Genomic DNA, 20,016 nt, shown 5'->3' on the forward strand with positions numbered 1-20,016 from the left:
CGGCATCTACTTGATCACGTGGAAGTCCGGGTGGGCGTACCACGCCGCCATCGCCGGTGCGTCGAGGTAGAGGTAGCCGCCGACGGTGATGCAGCGGCCCGCGTTCTCCAGGTGGCTCAGCAGGTCCGCGGAAGGCGGAGCCTGGAACTCGACGAGGACCTGGCCTTCGACCTGCTCGGCGACGCGCTGTGCCAACCGGCCCAGCACCGGTCGGCCCGCGGGAGTGCTGACGAAGATGTGGAGCCCGATGTCGCAGCGCATCGGCTTGCCGGCCGCCCGCTCGACGAGCTCGAGTTCCGCCGGGTCGGTCTCGTTGTCCGGCCGGTCGAGGGTGTAGCCGTACGGCAGGCCGTCGGCGGAGTACCAATCGCCCGGGTTGGCGGCATCCCGGTTCAAGCCTTCTGCCGTCATCGCCGCCGCCACCACCGGCTCGACGTGCTCGGCCGTGTACGGCGTCAAGACGCTCAAGGTCGTTCCACCCACGGCGGCGATTGAACAACACCGAAGCCGTTCGCTGCTCGATCAATCGCACCGGTCTGCGGGTTGAACATCCGGGTCGCGATGGCGCGTGCCGTCCTCGACGCGCGTTCGGCGCCTGGGCGGTGGCCGGTCGCCTGGTGGAGTTCGAGTGCCTCGCCCGCATACGCCGCGGCCCGCGCGTGGTCGTCCCGCGCCAGTTCGGCCTCGGCGAGGATGATCGCCGCCTTGCCCTGCTGGATCCGGTAGCCGAGTCCCCGTGCCCGGTCGTACGCGCGCTTCGCCGCCAGCGTGGCCTCGTCGTGTTCGGCCAGTGCGAGGTGTGCGTCGGCCAGTCCTACCAGTGCGTCGGTGAGGCCGTAGTGGTACGGGTTCGGGCCGTCGGCCAGGTCGGTCGCCTGGCGGTGGTGCGGGACCGCCGCCCTCGGCTGTCGCGAGTGGACGGCGATGCGGCCTACCGCGTTGAGGATGTCGACCTCGTTCTGGGCGCGGCCCGCGGTGCGCACGAGTGCCAGTGCCTGCTGTCCGAGGTCCGCTGCCCGCGCCGGGTGGCCCTCGGCGGACGCGATCTCGGCCAGCTTGCCGAGACCCTGGGCCTCGCGGAAGCGCGAGCCCAGTTTCCGCGCCATCGCGAGGGTCTGGCTGTACAGGTTCTTCGCGTCGTGCAGGTCACCGCGCAGCCAGGCGGCCCATGCGAGGCCGGCGAGCGCGTCCAGTTCGCCGAGGACCGAGCCGTTGCGCCTGGCGAGGTCGAGTGCCTCGCCGAAGTTGCGCTCCGCCGCGCCGAGGTCGCCCGACTCGTTGTGCATGTGGGCCAGAATCCGCAACGCGTGGACCATCCCCTCCGGCGCCCCTTCGGCACGCCACATCTGGATGGACCGCTCGCTGTACCCGAGCGCTTCGCGCCGGCGGCCGAGGCCGACGAGTGCGTGGGCCGCGTTGCCCAGTGCCTTGGCCTCGCCGGCGCGCCAGCCGATGTCGTGGGCGAGCGTCGCCGCTTTCTCGCTGTGGTCCAGAAATCCCTGGTTGTCGCCGACGCTCCAGGACGCCGCGGCCAGGTTGGTGTGCATCGCGGCCTGGGCCTGCCGGTCGCCCTCCGCTGCCGCGGCGGACAGGCCGCCTCGCGCGAACGCCCACCACATGTCGTTGTGGTAGGTGCGGGCGAGGAAGAACCCGCGGGTCGCGTCCGCCAGCCGCCACGCCACCGCCGGCATGCCGTGCGCGGGCGCGCTCTCGATGATCGCGCCGAGGTTGGACAGCTCGTTCTCCAGCCAGGTCCACGCGCTCGCGGCGTCCGCGAACACCTCCTGGGTCGCCGGGCCGGACAGCATCGGCACGTGCGGGTAGAGCACCCGCGCGGCGGTCTCGGCCACCGTCACGTACCAGTCGTACAGGCGCCGCAACGGTTCCCGACTGTCCACTTCGGACACTTCGCGGGCGTAGAGCAGGACGAGGTCGTGCAGCCGGTACCGGCCGGGTTCGGGCGACTCCACGAGGTTCGACCGGACGATGCCGTCGAGCAGCCGGGTCACGTCCGCCTCGGGCGCGCCGAGGAGCGCGGCCACGGCGGCCGGCGTGAAGTCCGGGCCGGGAAGGAGACCGAGGTGCCGGAAGAGGCGGCGTTCGTCGGGCCGCAACGCGCCGCAGGACACGGCGAAGGCGGGCCGGACGGCGGCACGCGAGTCCCCCGTCACCTCCAGCGCCGTGATCGGACCGGCGGCGCGCAGGTCCGCGACGACCGACGCGATGCTCTGGCCCGCGCTCATCCGCAGCTTCCCCGCCGCGAGCCGCAGCGCGAGCGGAAGCCGCCCGCACAGGCCGACGAGCTCGTCCGCCGCCCGCGCCTGCGCCGCGACCCGCTCGTGGCCGAGGACGTTCGCCAGCAGCAGCAAGGCCTCCGGCCGGTCGAGCACGTCGAGGCGCAGGCTGTGCGCGCCGTCGACGGCGACGAGACCGGTGAGCTGGTTGCGGCTGGTCACCAGCGCCAGGCACGAGGGCGTGCCCGGCAACAGCGGCCGGACCTGCTCCTCGTCCGCCGCGTTGTCCAGCAGCACGAGCAGCCGCCGGTCCGCGGTCACCGACCGGTAGAGCGCGGCTTTCTCCTCGTTGTCAACGGGAATGCGCCCCGCCTCGACGTCGAGCGAGCGCAGCAACCGCGCGAGGACCGTGCCGGGATCGGTCGGCGCGCGGTCGGGGTCGAAGCCGTGGAGGTCGACGTAGAGCTGGCCGTCCGGGAACCGCTCGGCTGCCTGGTGGGACCAGTGCACGGCCAGCGCGGTCTTGCCGACGCCCGCGGTGCCGTGGATCACCGCCACCACGCTGCCACGGTTGGCCGTGATCTTGTCCAGCTCGGCGAGGTCGGTGTCCCGTCCGGTCAGGGACGCCGCGTCGGCGGGCAGCTGCCGGGGCACCGGCGAGGCCGCCGGCGCGGGCCGGCGCACGGGAAGCACCTGTTCGTCGTTGCTGAGGATCGCGGCGTGCAGCCGGCGCAACGCGGCTCCCGGCTGGACGCCGAGGTCCTCGTCGAGGCGCGTGCGGATCTCCTGGTAGGCCGCCAACGCGTCGGCCTGCCGCCCGGCTCCCGACAACGCCCGCATCAGCTGGTGCCAGAACCGCTCGCGGTACGGGTGCTGCGCGGTCAGCGCGGTGAGCTCGCCGATCAGGTCGCCGTGGCCGCCGAGCTCCAGCTCCAGCTCGGTGCGCCGCTCCAGCGCCTGCCACCGCTCCTCGTCGAGCCGGGGCGCCTCGTCGCGCCGCAACGACTCCGACGGCACGTCGGCCAGCGCCGGGCCACGCCAGAGCGCCAACGCCTGCCGCAGCTCCGCCACCGCGGCGACCGGGTCCAGCTGCCCCGCACGCTCCACCACGGCGCGGAACCGGGTCAGGTCGAGCCGGTCGGGTGCGATGTCGATCCGGTAGCCGCTCGGCCGGGTCGTGATCAGGTCCGGGTCGCCCAGTGCCTGCCGCAGGCGCATGACGTGGGTCGGCACGGTGGACCTGGCACGGCCCGGCGGCGCGTCTCCCCACAACCGGTCGATGAGCTCGTCCCGCGAGACGGTCTGCCCGGCACGCAACAACAGCGTCGCGAGCACCACCCGCAGCCGACCGCTGCCCAGCGGCACCGGCGTCGTCCCGTTGATCGCGGCCAGCTCGCCGAGCAGCCGGAAGCTCCACCCTTCGGACAATGTGACCCCCGACAGCGAGCCTACCCGAGGTCATCGAGATGTCATCGAGCTGTGAACGGCGGCCGGAAAGGTGGTCGGCGGCCACGGCGTGACCGTGGAGCACGCCCTGGTTTCTGTTCCAGCAGAAGGGAATGTGTCAAATGGTCCGTCTGATCGAGAAGCTCGGTGACCGGGTGCTGGCACGAGTGGTGCCGAAGGCGACGGCGGCGGCCGTGCCGCCGCCGGGGTGCTGGTGCGACCAGTGCACGGGGGCGTGGGCGTTCCGCTGTTGCCAGACCGGCCCGAACACGGCCGTCTGCAGCACCCGGTGCGTGTCCTGCTGATTTGACCTGGCGTCCCCGGCGGTCCGCCCGCCGGGGCGCTGGTCCACTACCGGAAGACAGGAGGTTTCGCGGTGGCGGTGCTGGTCGTTTCCGTGATGGTGCTGTGTTTTCTCTGCCTGTTCGACCTTTTGCTCACGCTGGGCGTGCTCAGGCGGCTTCGCGAACACGAGGCCCGCCTGGAGAAGGCCCCCGACTACAACGTGCCGGACAACCTGGCGAGTTCGCTCATGCAGGGTTCGCGGCCGGACCCGTTCACCGCGACGACGACCGACGGCGGCTTGGTGTCGTTGGACGACCTGGTCGACGGCACGGTGGTGGCGTTCATGTCGCCGCACTGCAAATCGTGTGTCGCCAACCTGTCGAACTTCGTCGAGCACGTCGGCGTGATGCCGGAGGGCAGGCGGCAGGTCATCGCGGTGGTGATGGGCGAGGAGGTCGAGTCGAGGCCGATGGCCGCCCGGCTGGAGCCGGTCGCGCAGGTCGTGGTCGAGCACCTGAACGGGCCGCTGGCCGCGGCGTTCAAGGTGACCGCGATGCCGGTCATCTTCGTCCTGAAGGGAGACGGGACGGTGGCCGCGACGTCGTACGAGATCGACCAGCTGCTCGGCCCGATGGCGGCGGTCGTCAAGTGAGCTCGCGGTTCGCGGGTGCGGTCGCGGCGGTCGGCCTGGCGTGGCGGGCCGCACCGGGGCTGTTCTCCGTGTACGTGCCCCTGAACGTGCTCGGCGCGGCCGTCCCGGTGGCCTCCGCGTGGCTGGTCAAGCTCATCCTCGACGCCGTCCTGCGCGGCACGCCGCTGTACCCGCTGCTGTGGCTGGTCGGCATCCTCGCGGTGGTGGGGGTCGTCGCGGGTGTCGTGCCGCAGGTGAAGGAGTACGTGCGGGTCGAGGCGGACCGGCGGGTCGCGTTGCTGAGCGAGGACCGGCTCTACGGCGCGACCGAGCGGTTCGTCGGGCTCAGCCGGTTCGAGGACCCCGACTTCCAGGACACGTTGCGGGTGGCGCAGGAGTCCGGGCGGTCCGCGCCGAGCAACGTCGTCAACGGGTTCGTCGGGGTCGGCCGGGCGCTGGTGACGGTCGCGGGGTTCATCGGCTCGCTCGCCGTGCTCGATCCGCTGATCACGGTGGTGGTGCTGGCGGCGGGGGTGCCGGCGGTGCTGGCCGAGCGCGCGCTCGCCCGCCGGCGCGCGGCGGTGTTCCTCGAGATGAGCCCGTCGATCCGGCGCGAGCTGTTCTACGCGCGGCTGCTCACCGATGTCCGCGCCGCCAAGGAGGTGCGGTTGTTCGGGATCGGCGGGTTCTTCCGGCAGCGGATGCTGGCCGAACGCGTGACGGCCAACGCGGCGGAACGCCGGGTCGACCGGAACGAGCTGCGCGTGCAGGGCGGGTTGGCGTTGCTGTCCTCGGTGGTGGCCGGCGGGGGTCTCGTCGCGGCGATCGTGGCGGCGAGCCGGGGGCAGCTCTCCGTCGGCGACGTGTCGATGTTCGTCGCGGCCGTCGCCGGGGTGCAGACGTCGCTGTCGATGCTGGTCAGCTCGTACGCGATGGCCAGCAGGTCGCTGGTGACGTTCGAGCACTACCTCGCCCTGCTGCGGTCGGACTCCGACCTGCCGGTCGCGACGTCGCCGGCGGTGGTGCCCGAGCTGCGCGGCTGCATCGAGCTCCGCGACGTGTGGTTCCGTTACTCCCCAGCGCATCCGTGGGTGCTGCGCGGGGTGAACATGACCATCCCGGTCGGCCGGGCGGTGGCGATCGTCGGGCGCAACGGCGCGGGCAAGAGCACGATCGTGAAGCTGCTGTGCCGGTTCTACGACCCGACCCGCGGCTCGGTGCTGTGGGACGGCGTCGACCTGCGTGACATGGCGCCCGCCGACCTGCGGGCGCGGATCGGCGCGGTGTTCCAGGACTTCATGGAGTACGACCTGACCGCCGCCGAGAACGTCGGGGTCGGCGACGCCGAGTGGCGCGATGACCGGTCCCGGGTCGAGGAGGCGGCGCGGCTGGCCGGCGTGCACAAGACGCTGGCGCGGCTGCCCGCCGGGTACGACACGCTGCTGAGCCGGACGTTCAGCGCCTCCGGTTCGGCGTCGGCCGAGTCGGCCGCTCTCGCCTGGCTGAACGGCGACGACGGGTCGAGCGTCGGGGTCACGCTGTCGACCGGGCAGTGGCAGCGGCTCGCACTGGCGCGCGGCCTGTTCCGCGGCAGGCGGGACCTGCTCATCCTCGACGAGCCGAGCTCGGGCCTCGACCCGGAGGCCGAGCACGAGGTGCACGAGACGCTGCGGTCGTACGCCGCCGGCACGACCAGAGTGCTGATCTCGCACCGGCTCGGGGCGACCAGGGACGCCGACCACGTGTTCGTCATCGAGGACGGCGTGGTGTCGGAAGAGGGCTCGCACGCCTCGCTCGTCGCGGCCGGTGGCGCGTACGCCCGGCTGTTCGCGTTGCAGGCCAAGGGATATCAGGAACCGACCGCGGTCGGCTGAAGGGAGCGAATCGTGTCCACAGTGGACTTGGCGTGCCGTGGCGTGCTGGTGCTGGTGTTCGCGGCGTCCGCCATCGGGAAGCTGGGCGACTTCGGCGGTTTCGCGGCCGCGATCCGCGCGCTGCGCCTGGTGCCCGACGCGTGGCCGCGACCGGTCGCCCGGCTGGTCGTCGCGGCGGAAGCGGCGGCCGCCGGCCTGCTCCTGCTGCCGGCCCGCGTCGCGGTCGCCGGCTTCACGCTGGTGATCCTGCTGTGCGTGCTGTTCTGCGCGGTCATCGAGTCGTCGGTGCGCAGGGACATCCGCGTGGCCTGCCCGTGTTTCGGTGCGTCGGCGGACCTGTTGAACCGCAGGCACCTGGTGCGCAACGGTCTTCTGGCGGCCGTGGCCGTCGTCGGGCTGGCCGGGGTCGGCACCGCGCCGCAGGGGTTCGTCGACGTCCTGGTCGGCGCGGTGACGGCGGTCTTCGCCGCCGCCGTGGTGATCAGGTTCGACGATGTCGCCGAGATCCTCGTGCCCAGGGCGGCGCGGTGACCGCCGTGGCGGTGCTGGCGGGGGTCGTGCTGGCGTGCGTGTTCGGCGTGGTCGCACTGGCCAGGCGGTTCATGGTGGTCACGGTGGCCGGCCCGAGCATGGCCCCCGCCCTGCGCGACGGCGACCGGGTGCTGGTGCGCCGCTGCGCGGCCGGCTCGGTGCGGCGCGGCGACATCGTCGTGCTCCTGGGGCCGAGGATGCCCGGCCGCGGCGTCGCGCCCGCCGACTTCATGGCGGGCGCGACGAACGAGGAACGCACGCTGATGATCAAGCGTGCGGTGGCGGTGCCCGGCGATCCGCTGCCGGGCGGCTCGGCGGTCCTCTCCGCGGACGAGATCGTGGTCACCGGCGACAACGAGGACATGAGCTACGACTCCCGGCAGGCCGGCCCGTTCGACGCGCGCGAGGTGCGCGGGGTGGTCGTCCGCCGGCTGACCACGGCCTAGCTCCCCTGTGCCGAGGAGTGGGACACCAGGGCGTCGCCGAGTTCGGTGCGCGCGTACACGACGCTGCGGCCGTGCCGTTGCGAGGCCAGCAGACCGGCGTCGCGCAGTGCCCGCAGGTGCTGGTTCACCGCCGAGGTCGTGACGCCGGTGCGGCGAGCGACGTCGGTGGACGATCGCGGTTCCGCCAGGCCGGTCAGCAGGTCGGCGCGCACCTGACCGAGCACGCCGGCCAGTGCGGCGGGTCCGGCGGTCCGGCCGGTCTCCCACACGGTGCCGGTGCCGCGAGCCGCGTAGATCAACGACGGAGGCGCGTCGGTGTCGACGGGCACCGCGGTGCGCCGGGCGAACACGCTGGGCACCAGGGTGAGCCCCTGCCCGCCCGTCTCGATCCGCCGCGGTGGCACGCCCGCGATCCGCACCCGGACGACGGGGCTCGCGAACGTGATTCGCTCGGAGATGCCGGAGAACATGGCCGCGAGGCCGCGCTGGGCCGTCTCCCGGCCCCGGTGGGCGATGTCCGCTTCGAGCACCGCGCGCATCCGGTCCCAGTGCCCGGCCAGCGCGACCTGCCAGTAGGACTCGAGCGCCGCGAGCGTCCTGCCGCGGTCGCGCAGGACCGCGGGCACCTCGCCGAGCACCGCGCGCAGGTCGCGTCGCATGGTGCGGGTGGAGACCTCCTGGAGTGCGGCGAGCTCGTCCTCGATCCGCGTGAACGGGCCCGCCGGGCGCGGGCTCAGGAAGTCCGGGGTCCAGCCGCGGTCGTTGGACAGGGCCAGCAGCACCTCGGTGTCGACGCCGCGGATCCGGCGCACCCACGGCAGGTGCAGCGGGTACTTGGCGGGGTCCTTCAGCACGCGCAGGCTGAGCGTGAGTTCGTTCAGCGGTGACACGGCGAACCGCACGTCCGCGAGGTCGGACTCGCCGAGCACGAACTCAATCATGTAGCAGAACGCTACATCAGTTACGCATGGCGAAGGGGCCCGACAACCTTCACGCCATGCACCTGGACCTGGCACTGCGAATCGTGCGCGAGGCCGCGGAACTGGCCGTGGCCGCGTTCAACTCCGACACGCTGCTCGTGCGGCACAAGGCGGACGGCAGCGAGGTCACCGCCGTCGACCTCGCGATCGAGGACCTCGTGCGGAGGAGGCTGGCCGAGGCCGTCCCGGACGACGGGGTCGCCGGCGAGGAACGGCCGGAGCGGCACGGGACGTCGGGCAGGCGGTGGCTCGTCGACCCGATCAGCGGCACCGCGGACTTCGTCCGGGGACGCCCGACCTACTCGGTGGACCTGGCGATGACGGACGAGCACGGCCCGGTGCTCGCGGTGTCGGCGCTGCCGTCGCTCGGTCTCACGATGGCGGCGGAGCGCGGTGCGGGGTGCCGGGTGTTCGGCGGAGGGCGCGATCCCGTCGCACGGGTGTCCACAAAGCATTCAGTGGTCGGCGCGCGAGTGTGCCTGCACGGCAAGGGCGAACCGGCGCTGGACGGTTGCGTGGTGGTGGAGAACGACGCCTCGGTGCTGAAGCTGGTGACCGGCGAGGTGGACGCGGTGCTGGTCGTCAGCGCGCGGCTGGACGAGTTCGACCTCGCGTGCCTGCCGGTGCTCGTGGAGGAGGCGGGCGGGCGCGTCACGATCACCGAGGACGTCGTGCTGGCCACCAACGGTGTCCTGCACGACGCCCTCCTCGACATGACACACGGCGCAGATCGCCTCTGACTGGCCCCTCTGGGAGGACGCGGCCAAGACTCACGGAGATTTCCTTGCCCGGTGCTCGGGTATCGCCGCGCAGAGGGCGGCCAGGTCGCGGCCCGCGCTGTGGACTGTCGCATCAGGACGGACGACGGCGGCGCGGGCCCGGCCGCGGCGCAGCCAGTGGTGCAGCGGGCTTCCCGGCCGGGCCACCACGAGCACCGCTCCGCGTCGTTCGACCTCCGCGCGCTGTGCGGGCGGCGGCTCGGCGGTGGTGATGACGGCGAACCGGCCGGCGGTCACGTCGTCGAGGCGTCGGCCGCCGTCGACCGGTGCGTTGGGGCACTGGCGGCCGGCCAGTGAAGGCCGCAGGCGCGGGCGCACCACCAGAGCGGAGCGGTGCAGGGCCGGGGTTTCGGTTGCGAGCACGCGCTCGCGCAGTCCGGGCACGAGGTGCAGGCGGGGTGCGGCGACGCGGCGGAGGAGGTTGCCGAGCTCGCCGCCTTCGGTCATGACGGTGCCCATCAGCTTGGCGAGCCGGATCATGGTGGTGGCGTGGGGTTTGCGTTCCGTCTCGTAGCTGCCGAGGACGGTTTCGGCGAGTGTTCCGCCGAGCACGCCGGCGAGCTTCCAGGCGAGGTTCGCGGCATCGCGCATGCCGGCGCCCATGCCCTGGCCGATGAACGGCGGGGTGAGGTGGGCGGCGTCGCCGAGGAGGAAGATCCGCCGGTCGCGCCAGCGGTCGGCGACCTGGGCGCGGAAGGTGTAGCCGGCGACGCGGACGATCTCGAACTCCTCGGCCGGTGTCGCGCCGGTCCACGGCCTGATCAACGGGAGCAGTGCGGCCGGTTCGCGGTAGTCGTCCGCCCTTTCGCCGTCGGCCAGCTGGAACTCCCAGCGGTAGCGGTTCTCGCCGACGCGCATGTAGGTGGCGGCCCGGGACGGGTCGGAGACCTGGTGCACCCCTTCCCAGGCGCCGAGGTCGGCGTCGGTGCGGAGGTCGGCCACGAGCCAGCGCTGGGTGAACCCGAGGTCGCGCATGACGGCGCCGATCGAGGTGCGGGTCAGGCTGTTCGCCCCGTCGCAGCCGAGCACGTACCGCGCGCGCACCGAGTTCGGCCCGGTCGAGTCGGTGAACGCGACCCGCACGCCGTCGGCCTCCTGGGCGAGAGAGGTGACCTCCACGCCACCGCGCATCGTGGCCGCGCGGTGCCGTTCGAGCCCCGAGCGCAGCAGCGCTTCCAGCTCGGGCTGGTCGAACATGCTGGCCTCGGGGTAGCCGTGCCTGCCGTGCGCGGCGTCGCGCTCGAACTCCGCCAGCACGCGCATGTTCCGGTCCACGAGCCGCAAACCGTTGCAGCGCCAGGAGATCTCCGAGAACTCCGCGAAGAGGCCGAGCCGGCCGAGGATGCGGCAGATCTCGTCGTCGAGGTGGACGGCGCGGGGCTGGGGGTAGATCGTCTCCCACCGGTCGAGGACGAGGGACTCGATGCCGTGCTGGGCCAGCAGGGTGGCGGCGGTGAGGCCGGTGGGGCCCGCGCCGATGATCACCACGGGGACGTCGGTCACGGGGCACCTGCCAGGCGCCAGCCGAGCGCGTAACGGCCGAGGACCGCCTTGACCGCGGGCTCGTCGGCGTCGTTCGAGGTCCGCACCACCGCGATGACCGAGCCGTCGTCGACCTCGGCGTCGACGTCGAGCACGCCGGACAGGTCCGCGAGGGCTTCGGTGAGCTCACGACGGGTGGCGTCGGCGCGCAGGGCGGGTTTGTACGGCTTGCCGAGGTCGGTGAGCGGCAGGGCGTCGAGCACCGTGACGGTCTTCGGCGCGGCCGCGGACTCGGGGGCGTGCTCGCTTGCCCACTCGCACAGTTCCCGCTCGGTGACCGCGGAGCCGGCAGCGAGCGTCACGTAGGCGACGGGCACCTCGCCGGAGTGGGCGTCCGGCCGGCCCACCACGCCGGCGGCGGTCACCGCCGGGTGGGCGAGCAGGGTGTCCTCGACGAGCGCGGGGTCGATGTTGTGGCCACCGCGGATGATGAGGTCCTTGGCACGGCCGGCGAGGTGCACGAACCCGTCGTGGTCGAGGCGGGCGAGGTCGCCGGTGTCCAGCCAGCCGTCGACGAGCTTGCCCAGGCCGTCGAGGACGTGACCGTGCTCGTTCTGGCCGGTGACGTAACCGGAGAACACGGTGGGGCCGCTGATCGCGAGCACGCCGGTGTGACCGGGCGGGAGGTCTTCCCACGTGCCGTCCTCGCCGACGCGGACGGTTTTCATCCGCTGGTACGGCAACCGCTGGCCGACCGAGCCGGGCCGGGGTGCGTCGGGGAAGCTGCGCGCGCTGGCACAGGTCGCCTCGGTCAGGCCGTAGCCCTCGACGAGCGTGATGCCGGTGTGGGACTGGAAGTTCTCGCGAACGGCGGCCGGCAGCGGAGAGGCCCCCACCATCGCGAAGCGCAGGCTGCTGATGTCCGCGTCGACCGGGCACTGCGCGAGCACCGCGTACACGGTGGGAACCGCGCTCATCGAGGAGATCCGGTGGTGCTCGACGATCTTCCAGAACTCGCCGTAGAGCGAGAGGTCGCGATAGCCCAGCGGCCCGGCCCACACCACGTGCTGCCCCTTGAACAGCGGCGCGAGCAGGGTGACGATCAGCGCGTTGACGTGGAACAACGGCAGCGCGGCGAAGAGGGTGGCGTGCTCGTCGAGCAACGAGTTGGCGGCCAGCATCCAGGCGTCGGCGACCTCGGCGGCATGCCTGTGCGCGGCCAGTTTCGGCGCGCCGGTGGTGCCGCCGGTCGGGAAGAGCGCCGCCAGGTCCTCCGGGCGGGGCGGTTCACCGGCGAACGCCGACGAGTCCTGTCCAGCCGCCAGTTCGCTCAGGTAGCCGACGCGCGTTCCGGGCAGGCTCGGCAGCTCCGGGGCCGGCTCGGCGGCGCCGGTGGGCCGCAACACCAGGAGGGTGTCGAGCCGCCCGTCCTGGGCGAGGGCCTGCGCGGCCTCCCAGACGGCCGGGGACAGCTCGGGACCGGCGGTGACGAGAACCCTTGCGCCGCACCGACGCAGGAGCTCGGCGAGGTGCCGGTGCGACAGGCCACCGTTGAGAGGCGCCGCGATCCCGGCGAGCTGCGCGGCCAGGGTGGCGGGCACCAGCTCGGAGGTGTTGGGCGACATCAGCGCAACCGCGTCCCGCCGGCGGACCCCGAGCTCGTGCAGCAGATTCGCGTACCGGTGCACGTCACCGAGCAGTCCGGCGAAGGTGCGCTGTTCGGGTTCGCGCCAGCGCGCGGCCTCCGGCAGCACGGTGATCGCGGTGCGGTCCGGCCATGTGGTGGCGGCGCGGGCCAGGAGGGCGTAGGTGGACGCGGGAAGGCCGCGTGCCGCCAGCGGCACGGCTTCGATCGCGGCGATGTCGGAGGGGGCGGAGTACTCCGGCCACAACAGGTTCTCGGTCATCGGGCGTGCCTCACCACCGTGCGCTGGGTGCCCAGGTCGATCGCACCGTCGCGAGTGGACACAGCGGCCTCGATGACGTCGCCGTCCTGGAGGTACCGGGGATTCCGCTCCTGGCCGCGGAAGAACAGCTTCCACTTGAGCGCCGGCGGCAGGAGGGAACCGATGATCTCCATCGGCTTCGGCGGTGCGGACAACGCCGTGCCGACGGGGGTACCGGTCAGGACGAGGTCGCCCGGATCGAGCCGCTGGAAACGCGCGAGGGCCCGGAGGGCTTCGGCGGGCCGGTAGATCATGTCGGCGACCGACCGGTCCTGGCGGGTTTCGCCGTTGACGGTCAGCGTCAGCCGCAGGTCGGTGAACCGCTTGAGCTCGTCGGCGTCGAGCAGGACCAGCGCGGGCCCGGTGGGGGTGAACGTCGGATAGGACTTGGCCTCGTAGAACTGGGTCTGCGGCAGCTGGAGGTCGCGCGCGGAGATGTCGTTGGTCACCACGAGACCCGCGACGTACCCGGAGACGTCGTCACCGATCTCCGTGCCGACCGGGATCTCCGCGCCGATGACGAGACCGATCTCGACCTCGTAGTCCAGCAGCCGCACGTGGGCGGGCCGCACCACGTCGTCGTGCGGACCGCTGATCGAGCCGGACGACTTGCGGAAGAACGTCAGCGGCACGGTGTCCGGGTTCCCGCCGGTGTCCCTGACGTGCGAGGCGAAGTTGGTCATCTGAGCGACCAGCCGGCACGGCGCGGTGACCGGCGAGACGAGCTCAAGGGTCTCCACGGCGACCGTGTGCCCGCTCGCCGCCGCCAGGTCGAGGGCCTGGCGGTCGGCCAGCAGTTGTGCGGTGGTCGTGGCACGGGTGGCGACCTCGGCCGCACCGGCCGGGGTGACCACCCACCAGGCGTCGGCGGTGCGCAGGACGGAAATGCTCATGACACAGCTGCTTTCAACAGGCCGCGAAGGCGGTCGAAGTCGAACTCGTTCTCCTCGCGCAGCCCGCCGATGATGGCGCGCAGCTCGCCGAACGCCTCCCGGCCGGGTTTGACGCCGAGGAAGTCCTTGGTGGCGGGCGGGCCCCACTGGGCCAGGCCCGACGCGGTCATGGGCGCCCATCCCGGTTCGAGCGAGCAGTCGAACAGGTCGCCGTCGCTGAAGTGCTCGACGAGGAACCCGTCGGGGTCGCGCCAGTAGTCGAACAATTGGCTGCCCTGGACGTGCCTGCCGATCCCCCACGACCGCCGGTAGCCCTGGTCGAGCAGGTACTCGCCACCGGCGGCGAGCGAGTCGAGGTCGGGCACCTGGTAGGCCGAGTGCACGTACCGGTTCGCCGGTCCGAGCACCAGCGCGAGGGTGTGGTGGTCGGCCGGGGTGTCGCCGCGGTCGCAGCGGATGAAGCTCATCACCGGGCCCCGTCCGCGCTGACCGGGGTAGTAGAGGAAGTCGCTCACGATCAGGCCCAGGTGGCCGAGGTACCAGTCGAGCGTTTCGCGGTACTTCGTGGTCTGCAGCACGACGTGGCCGAGCCGCTGCACCTTGACCGGCTCCCGCCGCGGCCGCTGGGTGGCGTTCACCCGCGCGACGTCGTGCCCGAAGTTCAGCGGCAACGGCTCCTGCCCCGGCAACGCCGGGAGCACGTGCGTGCCGGACACGACGCGCACGCGGGCACCGCTCGGGTCGTGCAGGTCCGCGGTCACGCCGCCGAGGCTCTCCGGCAGGCGGGCGACCCGATGCCCGGTGGCGTCCGCCAGGCGGAGCACGTCCGCCGGGTCGGCGGCCAGGAACGCCGGTCCGGTGAACCGCGAGCGCCGGCCGCGGCGGATCAGGACGCAGGGCGCGCCGGGGTCGGTGCCGCGCAGCTGCAGTTCGTCCGCGGTGCGCAACGACGTGGTGAAACCGAAGGCGTGCGCGAACAGCTCGGCCTTGCGCAGGTCCGGCTTCTCGAACTCCAGCCACGCCAGGTCGTGCACCTTGATGACCGGGTCGGCCGCCCTCCCCCGGTGTTCGCCGGGTAACGCACCCTGCTCGCTGTGCAGGTCAGCGTGGGGATCGTGGTGATCGATCATCGCCCCTCCCGTGTAATTGACGATATCGTCACTTCCGAGTCGGTCGTCAGTCAAGAGTTTCTGACGATTTCCTCAGTCACACGGGTGGTGGCCTCGCTCAGCCGGCCGGCAGCCGCAGTCGCTTGAGGGCGAGTGCGTTGAGGGCGACGACGACGCTCGACCCGGACGTCGGCAGAGCGGCGATCTCAGGCCGGAGCACGAGTCCGAACGCGGGTTCGAACACCCCGGCCGCGATCGGCAGCGCGATGGCGTTGTAGCCGATCGCCCAGCCGAGGTTCTGCCGCATCTTGCGCAGGGTGCCGCGGCCGATGCGCAGTGCGATCGGGACGTCGAGCGGGTCGGAGCGCATCAGCACCACGTCGGCGGTCTCGATGGCCACGTCGGTCCCGGCCCCGATGGCACTGTCTACTATGATGATTAGTAGATCACTGAATTGAACCGATCCGGGTCGCGCACCCGTAGAACACGGTGATGAAACCTACTAGGTACGGTAGTTGCATGACCGGCAGCACGCGTCGCGCAGTCACGCAGTGGCTGCTGCTGTGCGCGCTGTTCCTGGGCGTGGTCGGCATGCATCACGTCGCCACGAGCGGCGAGATGGCCTCCGTCGACAACATGACCCGGGTGACCGCACACCACGAGCGCTCACCCGAGGAGCCCACGCCCTCCCCCGAGCACGACGTGCTGCATCTGTGCGTCGCGGTGCTCTGCGCGGTCGTGTCCCTGCTTCTGCTGGCCTGGTTGCTGGTTCGCACAACGCCTCCGCGCACCGGCAGAGCCCTGGGCTCGTCGGCGTGGTCACGCGCACCCGTCCATCCGCCACCCGTTGGCGGCCGTGCGTTGCTCAGCTCCGTCTGCGTGTTGAGGTTGTGATCCGCCCGGTTCCGCGCGATCACAGTCCACAAAGCACAGAGAAGGAACATCGGGCATGAAGAAGTCCTTGATCGGGATCGCCGCCGCCGGGGCCGCCGTCGTCGCACTCGTCGCCGGCTGCGGCGGCGGGAAGGACATGACCGCCATGGACCACAGCTCGTCGCCCACCGCTCCCGCGCCGACGGGCAGCGGCAAGGCCGCGGGCAACAACGCCGACGACGTGGCGTTCGCGCAGGGCATGGTGCCGCACCACCAGCAGGCGCTGGACATGGCGAAGCTCGTGCCGTCGCGCAGCACCAACGCGAAGGTGCTCGACCTCGCCAAGCGGATCGAGGGCGCGCAGGACCCCGAGATCAAGAAGATGAACGGGTGGCTGGAGGAGTGGGGCGCGTCCACCTCGATGCCGGGCATGGACCACGGCTCGATGCCGGGCATGTCGGGCATGATGAGCGCCGAGGACATGAAGATGCTCGACCAGTCCAAGGGCGCGGCGTTCGACAAGATGTGGCTCGACATGATGATCAAGCACCACGAGGGTGCGGTCGCGATGGCGAAGACCGAGCTGCAGAAGGGCGGCAGTGCCGACGCCAAGAAGCTGGCCCAGGCCATCATCGACGCCCAGCAGAAGGAGATCACCGAGATGCAGGGCCTGCTGAAGGCGGTCTGACCCGGTGAGCGGCGGCGGGGTGGGCGACCGAGCACGACGTCCACCCGGCCGCCATGTCGCCCCGGCAGGCCGACTACGCCCATCCCGTACCCTTGACCTGCTGAAAGGGTGGGCGATGCGCGGACTGGGTGAACTGGAAGCAGCGGTGATGGACGTGCTGTGGCACGCCGGCGAGCCGCTGCGGGTGCGACAGGTGCTCGAACGCCTGGACACCGGCAAGGCTCTCGCCTACACCACCGTGATGACGGTGATGGACAACCTGCACCGCAAGAACTGGCTGACCCGGGAGCTGGACGGCAAGGCCTACCTCTACGAGGCGACGGTGACCCGTGCCGAGGCCGCCGCGAACGCCGTGCGCGAGATCCTCAGCGCCTCCGGTGACCCGCAGGCCGCCCTCCTGCACTTCGCCCGGACGGCCTCGGAAGAGGAGTCCGACCTGCTGCGCAAGGCGTTGCGGAGGAAGGGCTCGCGGAAATGACCGTGGCCCTGGCGCTGTTGCTGGGATCCGCGCTGGTCGGCTGGCTGGCACCACGCCGGCTGGTGCGGCTCGCGGATCCCGTGGTGGCACTGGTCGCGTGGCTGACCTCCGTCGTCGCCGTGATCGCCACAGTGGCCGGCGCCAGCTTCCTGCTGATCCTGCCCGATCACGGACTCGGTGTGGTGGAGGCGGTGCACCACTGCTGGCACTCGCTGCAGCACGGCACGACTCCGGCGGTCGAGGCGGCCAGCGGTCTGACGGGCGCCGCCCTGCTCACGGCCCTGCTCGTCCGCGTCGCCGTCGTGGGCCGCCGCACCGCACGTCAGCGCGCGCAGGAGGGCCTGCGGCACCTGGACGTCCTGCGGATCGCGGCACGCCGCGAAGCAGGTCCTCACCCGACGCTCTGGCTGGAGCACGACCGTCCGCTCGCCTTCAGCCTCGCGGGCAGGCCCGGCGTGGTCGTCGCCACGGACGGCCTGCACCGCCACCTGACCCCGCCCCAGGTCGAGGCCGTGCTGACCCATGAGCGGGCACACCTCGACGGGCACCACCACCTCCTGGTGACCATCGGCGACGTCGTCGCGGCCACGCTGCCGTTCCTGCCGCTGTTCAAGCGCGCGGCGGTCGCGGTCCGGGAGCTCGTCGAGATGGCGGCCGACACCGCCGCCGTGCGCGCACACGGCGCGGAGAACGTGCGAGCCGCGTTGCTGCGGGTGGCCGGGCACGGCGCCCCTGGCGCGGCGCTGGCGATGAGCAGGGACGCGGTGGAGACGAGGCTGGCGCGCCTGCAGCGGCACAGTGCCCCGAGCACGGTTCGACGGCTGTTGTCGTGCGGCCTCGCAGGCGCCGCGGCCATGGTTCTGCCCGCCCTCGCGGCCGCCGGCGCGTTGACGGCACTGATGCTGCTGGCCTGCCCGTCCGGCTAGAACCTACTATCGCCGCTAGTACCATGTGGGCGGCCCGATCCCCATGTGAGCACGTCGCTCCACATAGGACACAACGCTCATCATGCCCTCTTCACCGTGGTAGACGTTGTGGCAGTGGGCCAGCCACTGGCCGGGGTTGTCCGCGCGGAAGTCCACCTCGACCGAGCGGCCCGGCAACACCAGCACGGTGTCCTTGCGCGGCCCGTCGGCTCGGACGCCGTCCTGGGTGAGCCCGGGCACGCCGTCCATGTCGTTGCGCAGCGCGATGCCGAGCGAACGCGGCGGCTCTCGGCCGCCCGCAGCACGTCGGTCACGCTCAACGCGGTCACCGCCCAGGTGGACCTCGGTGGCGTCCAGGCGCACACGTGGACCTACGGCGGTCAGTTGCCGGGCCGGGAGATCCGGGTCCGGCGGGGCGAGATCCTGAAGGTCGAGCTGAAGAACCAGCTCCCGGAGCCGACGAGCGTGCACTGACATCAGCACCATCCCATCCGTATCTACTATGGCCGATAGTAGATCGTGCCAGTCGATGGCCAATCGAACACAAAGAGGCAAGATTCGACAGACCGATTCGCGAAAGGCGAGCATTCCTCAGCCCGTAAATGTCGAACGCATGCTCCAGAGGTGCAGGAAAAAGCCCATCTCCAAGAGTTGCCAGGAGTCAGGCGCACCGTTGACACCCTGGTAATGCGTATGACAAGTTCGAGCAACTTCCAACATAAAAAAACAGCAGGCACAGAAGCAAGCCGCAGAAGTCCGCCGCTGCTCCGACATCCGCGAAAGTCGGTAAGGAGATCCCTGTGAAGAGAACACTGCGAACAGCGCTGTCAGCGGTGCTCATCGCCGCGGTCACACCCGTCGTGCTGTCGCTGGCTCCCTCGGCCCAGGCCCTCGACAACGGCCTGGGCCGCACTCCGCAGCTGGGCTGGAACGACTGGAACAGCTTCGGCTGCAACGTCAACGACAGCCTGGTCCGGCAGACCGCCGACACGATGGTGAGCAGCGGTATGGCCGCCGCCGGCTACACCTACGTCAACATCGACGACTGCTGGTCGGAGATGTCCCGTGACGGCAGCGGAAACCTGGTCCCGTCGCGGACCAAGTTCCCCAACGGCATCAAGGCGGTCGCCGACTACGTTCACGGCAAGGGCCTGAAGCTCGGCATCTACTCCTCGGCCGGCACCACCACCTGCGCCGGGTACCCGGCGAGCCTCGGCAACGAGCAGCGCGACGCCGACCTGTGGGCCTCGTGGGGGATCGACTACCTCAAGTACGACAACTGCGGCGACCACCGGGGCATCAGCGGCCAGAACCGCTACATCGCGATGCGCGACGCGCTGGCGAAGACCGGCCGGCAGATCTTCTTCGCGATCTGCAACTGGGGCAACGACAACGTCCAGCAGTGGGGCGCCGCGACCGGCAACTCCTGGCGCACCACCGGTGACATCCAGGGGAACTGGAACTCGGTGATGAGCATCCTGGACCTCCAGCCCGGCTGGGCGGGCGCCTCCCGGCCCGGCGCCTGGAACGACCCGGACATGCTGGAGGTCGGCCACGGCCTGAGCGACACGGAATCGCAGGCGCACTTCAGCCTGTGGGCGCTGCTCAACGCGCCGTTGATCGCAGGCAACGACCTGCGCACCATGAGCGCGGCCACGAAGGCCGTTCTGACCAACACCGAGGTCATCGCGGTCAACCAGGACTGGGGAGGCCGCCAGGGCAACCGGATCGTGGACAACGGCAACACCGAGGTGTGGACCAAGCCCATGGCCAACGGTTCGGTCGCGGTCGTCCTGCTCAACCGCAACTCCTCCGCCGCGACCGTGTCGACCACGGCGTCGCAGATCGGCCTGGGCTCCGCGAGCAGCTACTCGGTGCGCGACCTGTGGGCGCACACCACCGGCAGCACCACCGGCACGATCAGCGCCTCCGTCCCCGCACACGGCGCGGCGATGTACGTGGTCAGCGGCGGCAGCGGCAACCCCGGCGGGTCGACCTTCAGCCTGCGCGGCACGGCGTCCAACCGGTGCCTGGACATCACCGGCGCGGCGCAGACCAGCGGCACCCTCGCCGAGATCTGGGACTGCCACGGCCAAGCCAACCAGACGTTCACCAGCACCTCCTCCGGCGAGCTGCGCGTCTACAACAACACCAAGTGCCTCGACGTCACCGGCGCCGCCACCGCCAACGGCACCGCGGTCGAGATCTGGGACTGCAACGGCGGTTCGAACCAGCAGTTCACCGTCAACACCGATGGCACGGTCCGGGCCGTCGGAGCGGGCAAGTGCCTCGACGCCAACGGCACCACCAACGGCGCCAAGGTCGTGATCTGGGACTGCAACGGCCAGACCAACCAGAAGTGGACCAAGGTCTGATCCCAACGGCGGAGCCGCCCCGCGCGAGAGGTGCGGGGCG

21 protein-coding genes are annotated in these 20,016 nt (G+C 71.5%); 12 read left to right on the forward strand and 9 right to left on the reverse strand.

What is annotated here, in order from left to right; translation table 11 throughout:
• Positions 1-6: 6 nt before the first annotated feature.
• Positions 7-468: a hypothetical protein gene (locus tag ACWEIJ_RS37700; RefSeq protein ID WP_449842051.1), complete on the reverse strand. Its 462-nt coding sequence runs from the start codon at positions 466-468 to the stop codon at positions 7-9.
• The gene (locus ACWEIJ_RS37705; protein WP_449842052.1) at positions 465-3,662 is read right to left on the reverse strand and encodes a BTAD domain-containing putative transcriptional regulator; all 3,198 of its coding nucleotides are present in this window, start codon (positions 3,660-3,662) and stop codon (positions 465-467) included. Before ACWEIJ_RS37705 ends, ACWEIJ_RS37700 begins: the two co-directional genes overlap by 4 nt.
• Positions 3,663-3,802: 140 nt before the next feature.
• Here ACWEIJ_RS37705 and ACWEIJ_RS37710 point away from each other — a divergent pair, with 140 nt between their 5' ends.
• The 5 genes from ACWEIJ_RS37710 to ACWEIJ_RS37730 all read left to right on the forward strand — a co-directional run bounded on the left by ACWEIJ_RS37710 (position 3,803) and on the right by ACWEIJ_RS37730 (position 7,447).
• Complete coding sequence (locus tag ACWEIJ_RS37710; RefSeq protein WP_449842053.1) at positions 3,803-3,985, forward strand: hypothetical protein; 183 nt, start codon at positions 3,803-3,805, stop codon at positions 3,983-3,985.
• Positions 3,986-4,056: 71 nt separating this feature from the next.
• Positions 4,057-4,617 carry a peroxiredoxin family protein gene (locus tag ACWEIJ_RS37715; RefSeq protein ID WP_449842054.1) on the forward strand — a complete coding sequence of 187 codons (561 nt, stop codon included), beginning with the start codon at positions 4,057-4,059 and terminating at the stop codon, positions 4,615-4,617.
• Positions 4,614-6,470, forward strand: coding sequence for an ABC transporter ATP-binding protein (locus tag ACWEIJ_RS37720; RefSeq protein WP_449842055.1), 1,857 nt, complete (start codon positions 4,614-4,616; stop codon positions 6,468-6,470). Before ACWEIJ_RS37715 ends, ACWEIJ_RS37720 begins: the two co-directional genes overlap by 4 nt.
• A 12-nt stretch (positions 6,471-6,482) precedes the next feature.
• Positions 6,483-7,001 carry a MauE/DoxX family redox-associated membrane protein gene (locus tag ACWEIJ_RS37725; protein WP_449842056.1) on the forward strand — a complete coding sequence of 173 codons (519 nt, stop codon included), beginning with the start codon at positions 6,483-6,485 and terminating at the stop codon, positions 6,999-7,001.
• Positions 6,998-7,447, forward strand: a complete 450-nt coding sequence (locus ACWEIJ_RS37730) for a S26 family signal peptidase (RefSeq protein WP_449842057.1) — start codon at positions 6,998-7,000, stop codon at positions 7,445-7,447. The genes ACWEIJ_RS37725 and ACWEIJ_RS37730 overlap by 4 nt, the downstream gene beginning before the upstream one ends.
• On the opposite strand, the gene ACWEIJ_RS37735 is transcribed toward ACWEIJ_RS37730, so the two are convergent.
• Entirely contained in the window at positions 7,444-8,388 is a 945-nt protein-coding gene (locus ACWEIJ_RS37735; protein ID WP_449842058.1) for a DUF5937 family protein, read from the reverse strand. The genes ACWEIJ_RS37730 and ACWEIJ_RS37735 overlap by 4 nt on opposite strands.
• A gap of 56 nt (positions 8,389-8,444) precedes the next feature.
• Here ACWEIJ_RS37735 and ACWEIJ_RS37740 point away from each other — a divergent pair, with 56 nt between their 5' ends.
• Positions 8,445-9,167, forward strand: coding sequence for an inositol monophosphatase family protein (locus ACWEIJ_RS37740; protein ID WP_449842059.1), 723 nt, complete (start codon positions 8,445-8,447; stop codon positions 9,165-9,167).
• A gap of 30 nt (positions 9,168-9,197) precedes the next feature.
• On the opposite strand, the gene mhpA is transcribed toward ACWEIJ_RS37740, so the two are convergent.
• From mhpA to ACWEIJ_RS37765, 5 genes are all read right to left on the reverse strand, one after another.
• A complete protein-coding gene (mhpA, locus tag ACWEIJ_RS37745) occupies positions 9,198-10,709 on the reverse strand; it encodes a bifunctional 3-(3-hydroxy-phenyl)propionate/3-hydroxycinnamic acid hydroxylase MhpA (RefSeq protein ID WP_449842060.1) in 1,512 nt (503 codons plus the stop codon).
• Positions 10,706-12,595, reverse strand: coding sequence for an acyl-CoA synthetase (locus ACWEIJ_RS37750; RefSeq protein ID WP_449842061.1), 1,890 nt, complete (start codon positions 12,593-12,595; stop codon positions 10,706-10,708). The genes mhpA and ACWEIJ_RS37750 overlap by 4 nt, the downstream gene beginning before the upstream one ends.
• Positions 12,592-13,527, reverse strand: a complete 936-nt coding sequence (locus tag ACWEIJ_RS37755) for a fumarylacetoacetate hydrolase family protein (RefSeq protein ID WP_449842062.1) — start codon at positions 13,525-13,527, stop codon at positions 12,592-12,594. Before ACWEIJ_RS37755 ends, ACWEIJ_RS37750 begins: the two co-directional genes overlap by 4 nt.
• On the reverse strand, positions 13,524-14,657 hold the full coding sequence (locus ACWEIJ_RS37760) for a VOC family protein (protein ID WP_449842063.1): 1,134 nt from the start codon (positions 14,655-14,657) through the stop codon (positions 13,524-13,526). Before ACWEIJ_RS37760 ends, ACWEIJ_RS37755 begins: the two co-directional genes overlap by 4 nt.
• A 97-nt stretch (positions 14,658-14,754) precedes the next feature.
• Complete coding sequence (locus ACWEIJ_RS37765; protein WP_449842064.1) at positions 14,755-15,036, reverse strand: hypothetical protein; 282 nt, start codon at positions 15,034-15,036, stop codon at positions 14,755-14,757.
• Between the two features lie 119 nt (positions 15,037-15,155).
• Here ACWEIJ_RS37765 and ACWEIJ_RS37770 point away from each other — a divergent pair, with 119 nt between their 5' ends.
• The 4 genes from ACWEIJ_RS37770 to ACWEIJ_RS37785 all read left to right on the forward strand — a co-directional run bounded on the left by ACWEIJ_RS37770 (position 15,156) and on the right by ACWEIJ_RS37785 (position 17,601).
• Complete coding sequence (locus ACWEIJ_RS37770) at positions 15,156-15,530, forward strand: DUF6153 family protein (protein WP_449842065.1); 375 nt, start codon at positions 15,156-15,158, stop codon at positions 15,528-15,530.
• A 55-nt stretch (positions 15,531-15,585) separates the two neighbouring features.
• On the forward strand, positions 15,586-16,197 hold the full coding sequence (locus ACWEIJ_RS37775; RefSeq protein WP_449842066.1) for a DUF305 domain-containing protein: 612 nt from the start codon (positions 15,586-15,588) through the stop codon (positions 16,195-16,197).
• Positions 16,198-16,312: 115 nt separating this feature from the next.
• Positions 16,313-16,675 (forward strand): BlaI/MecI/CopY family transcriptional regulator, encoded by a 363-nt coding sequence (locus tag ACWEIJ_RS37780; protein WP_449842067.1) that lies wholly within the window; start codon positions 16,313-16,315, stop codon positions 16,673-16,675.
• Positions 16,672-17,601 carry a M56 family metallopeptidase gene (locus tag ACWEIJ_RS37785; protein WP_449842068.1) on the forward strand — a complete coding sequence of 310 codons (930 nt, stop codon included), beginning with the start codon at positions 16,672-16,674 and terminating at the stop codon, positions 17,599-17,601. The genes ACWEIJ_RS37780 and ACWEIJ_RS37785 overlap by 4 nt, the downstream gene beginning before the upstream one ends.
• Positions 17,602-17,616: 15 nt before the next feature.
• Here ACWEIJ_RS37785 and ACWEIJ_RS37790 read toward each other — a convergent pair whose 3' ends face one another.
• Entirely contained in the window at positions 17,617-17,850 is a 234-nt protein-coding gene (locus ACWEIJ_RS37790; RefSeq protein ID WP_449842078.1) for a multicopper oxidase domain-containing protein, read from the reverse strand.
• 87 nt (positions 17,851-17,937) lie between these two features.
• Between ACWEIJ_RS37790 and ACWEIJ_RS37795 the strand changes: the two genes are divergently transcribed.
• Both ACWEIJ_RS37795 and ACWEIJ_RS37800 read left to right on the forward strand, forming a co-directional pair.
• Positions 17,938-18,075 (forward strand): multicopper oxidase domain-containing protein, encoded by a 138-nt coding sequence (locus tag ACWEIJ_RS37795; protein WP_449842069.1) that lies wholly within the window; start codon positions 17,938-17,940, stop codon positions 18,073-18,075.
• Positions 18,076-18,401: 326 nt separating this feature from the next.
• Positions 18,402-19,976, forward strand: a complete 1,575-nt coding sequence (locus tag ACWEIJ_RS37800) for a ricin-type beta-trefoil lectin domain protein (RefSeq protein WP_449842070.1) — start codon at positions 18,402-18,404, stop codon at positions 19,974-19,976.
• The last annotated feature ends 40 nt before the right edge of the window (positions 19,977-20,016 follow it).

The organism is Lentzea sp. NPDC004789 (assembly GCF_053601075.1).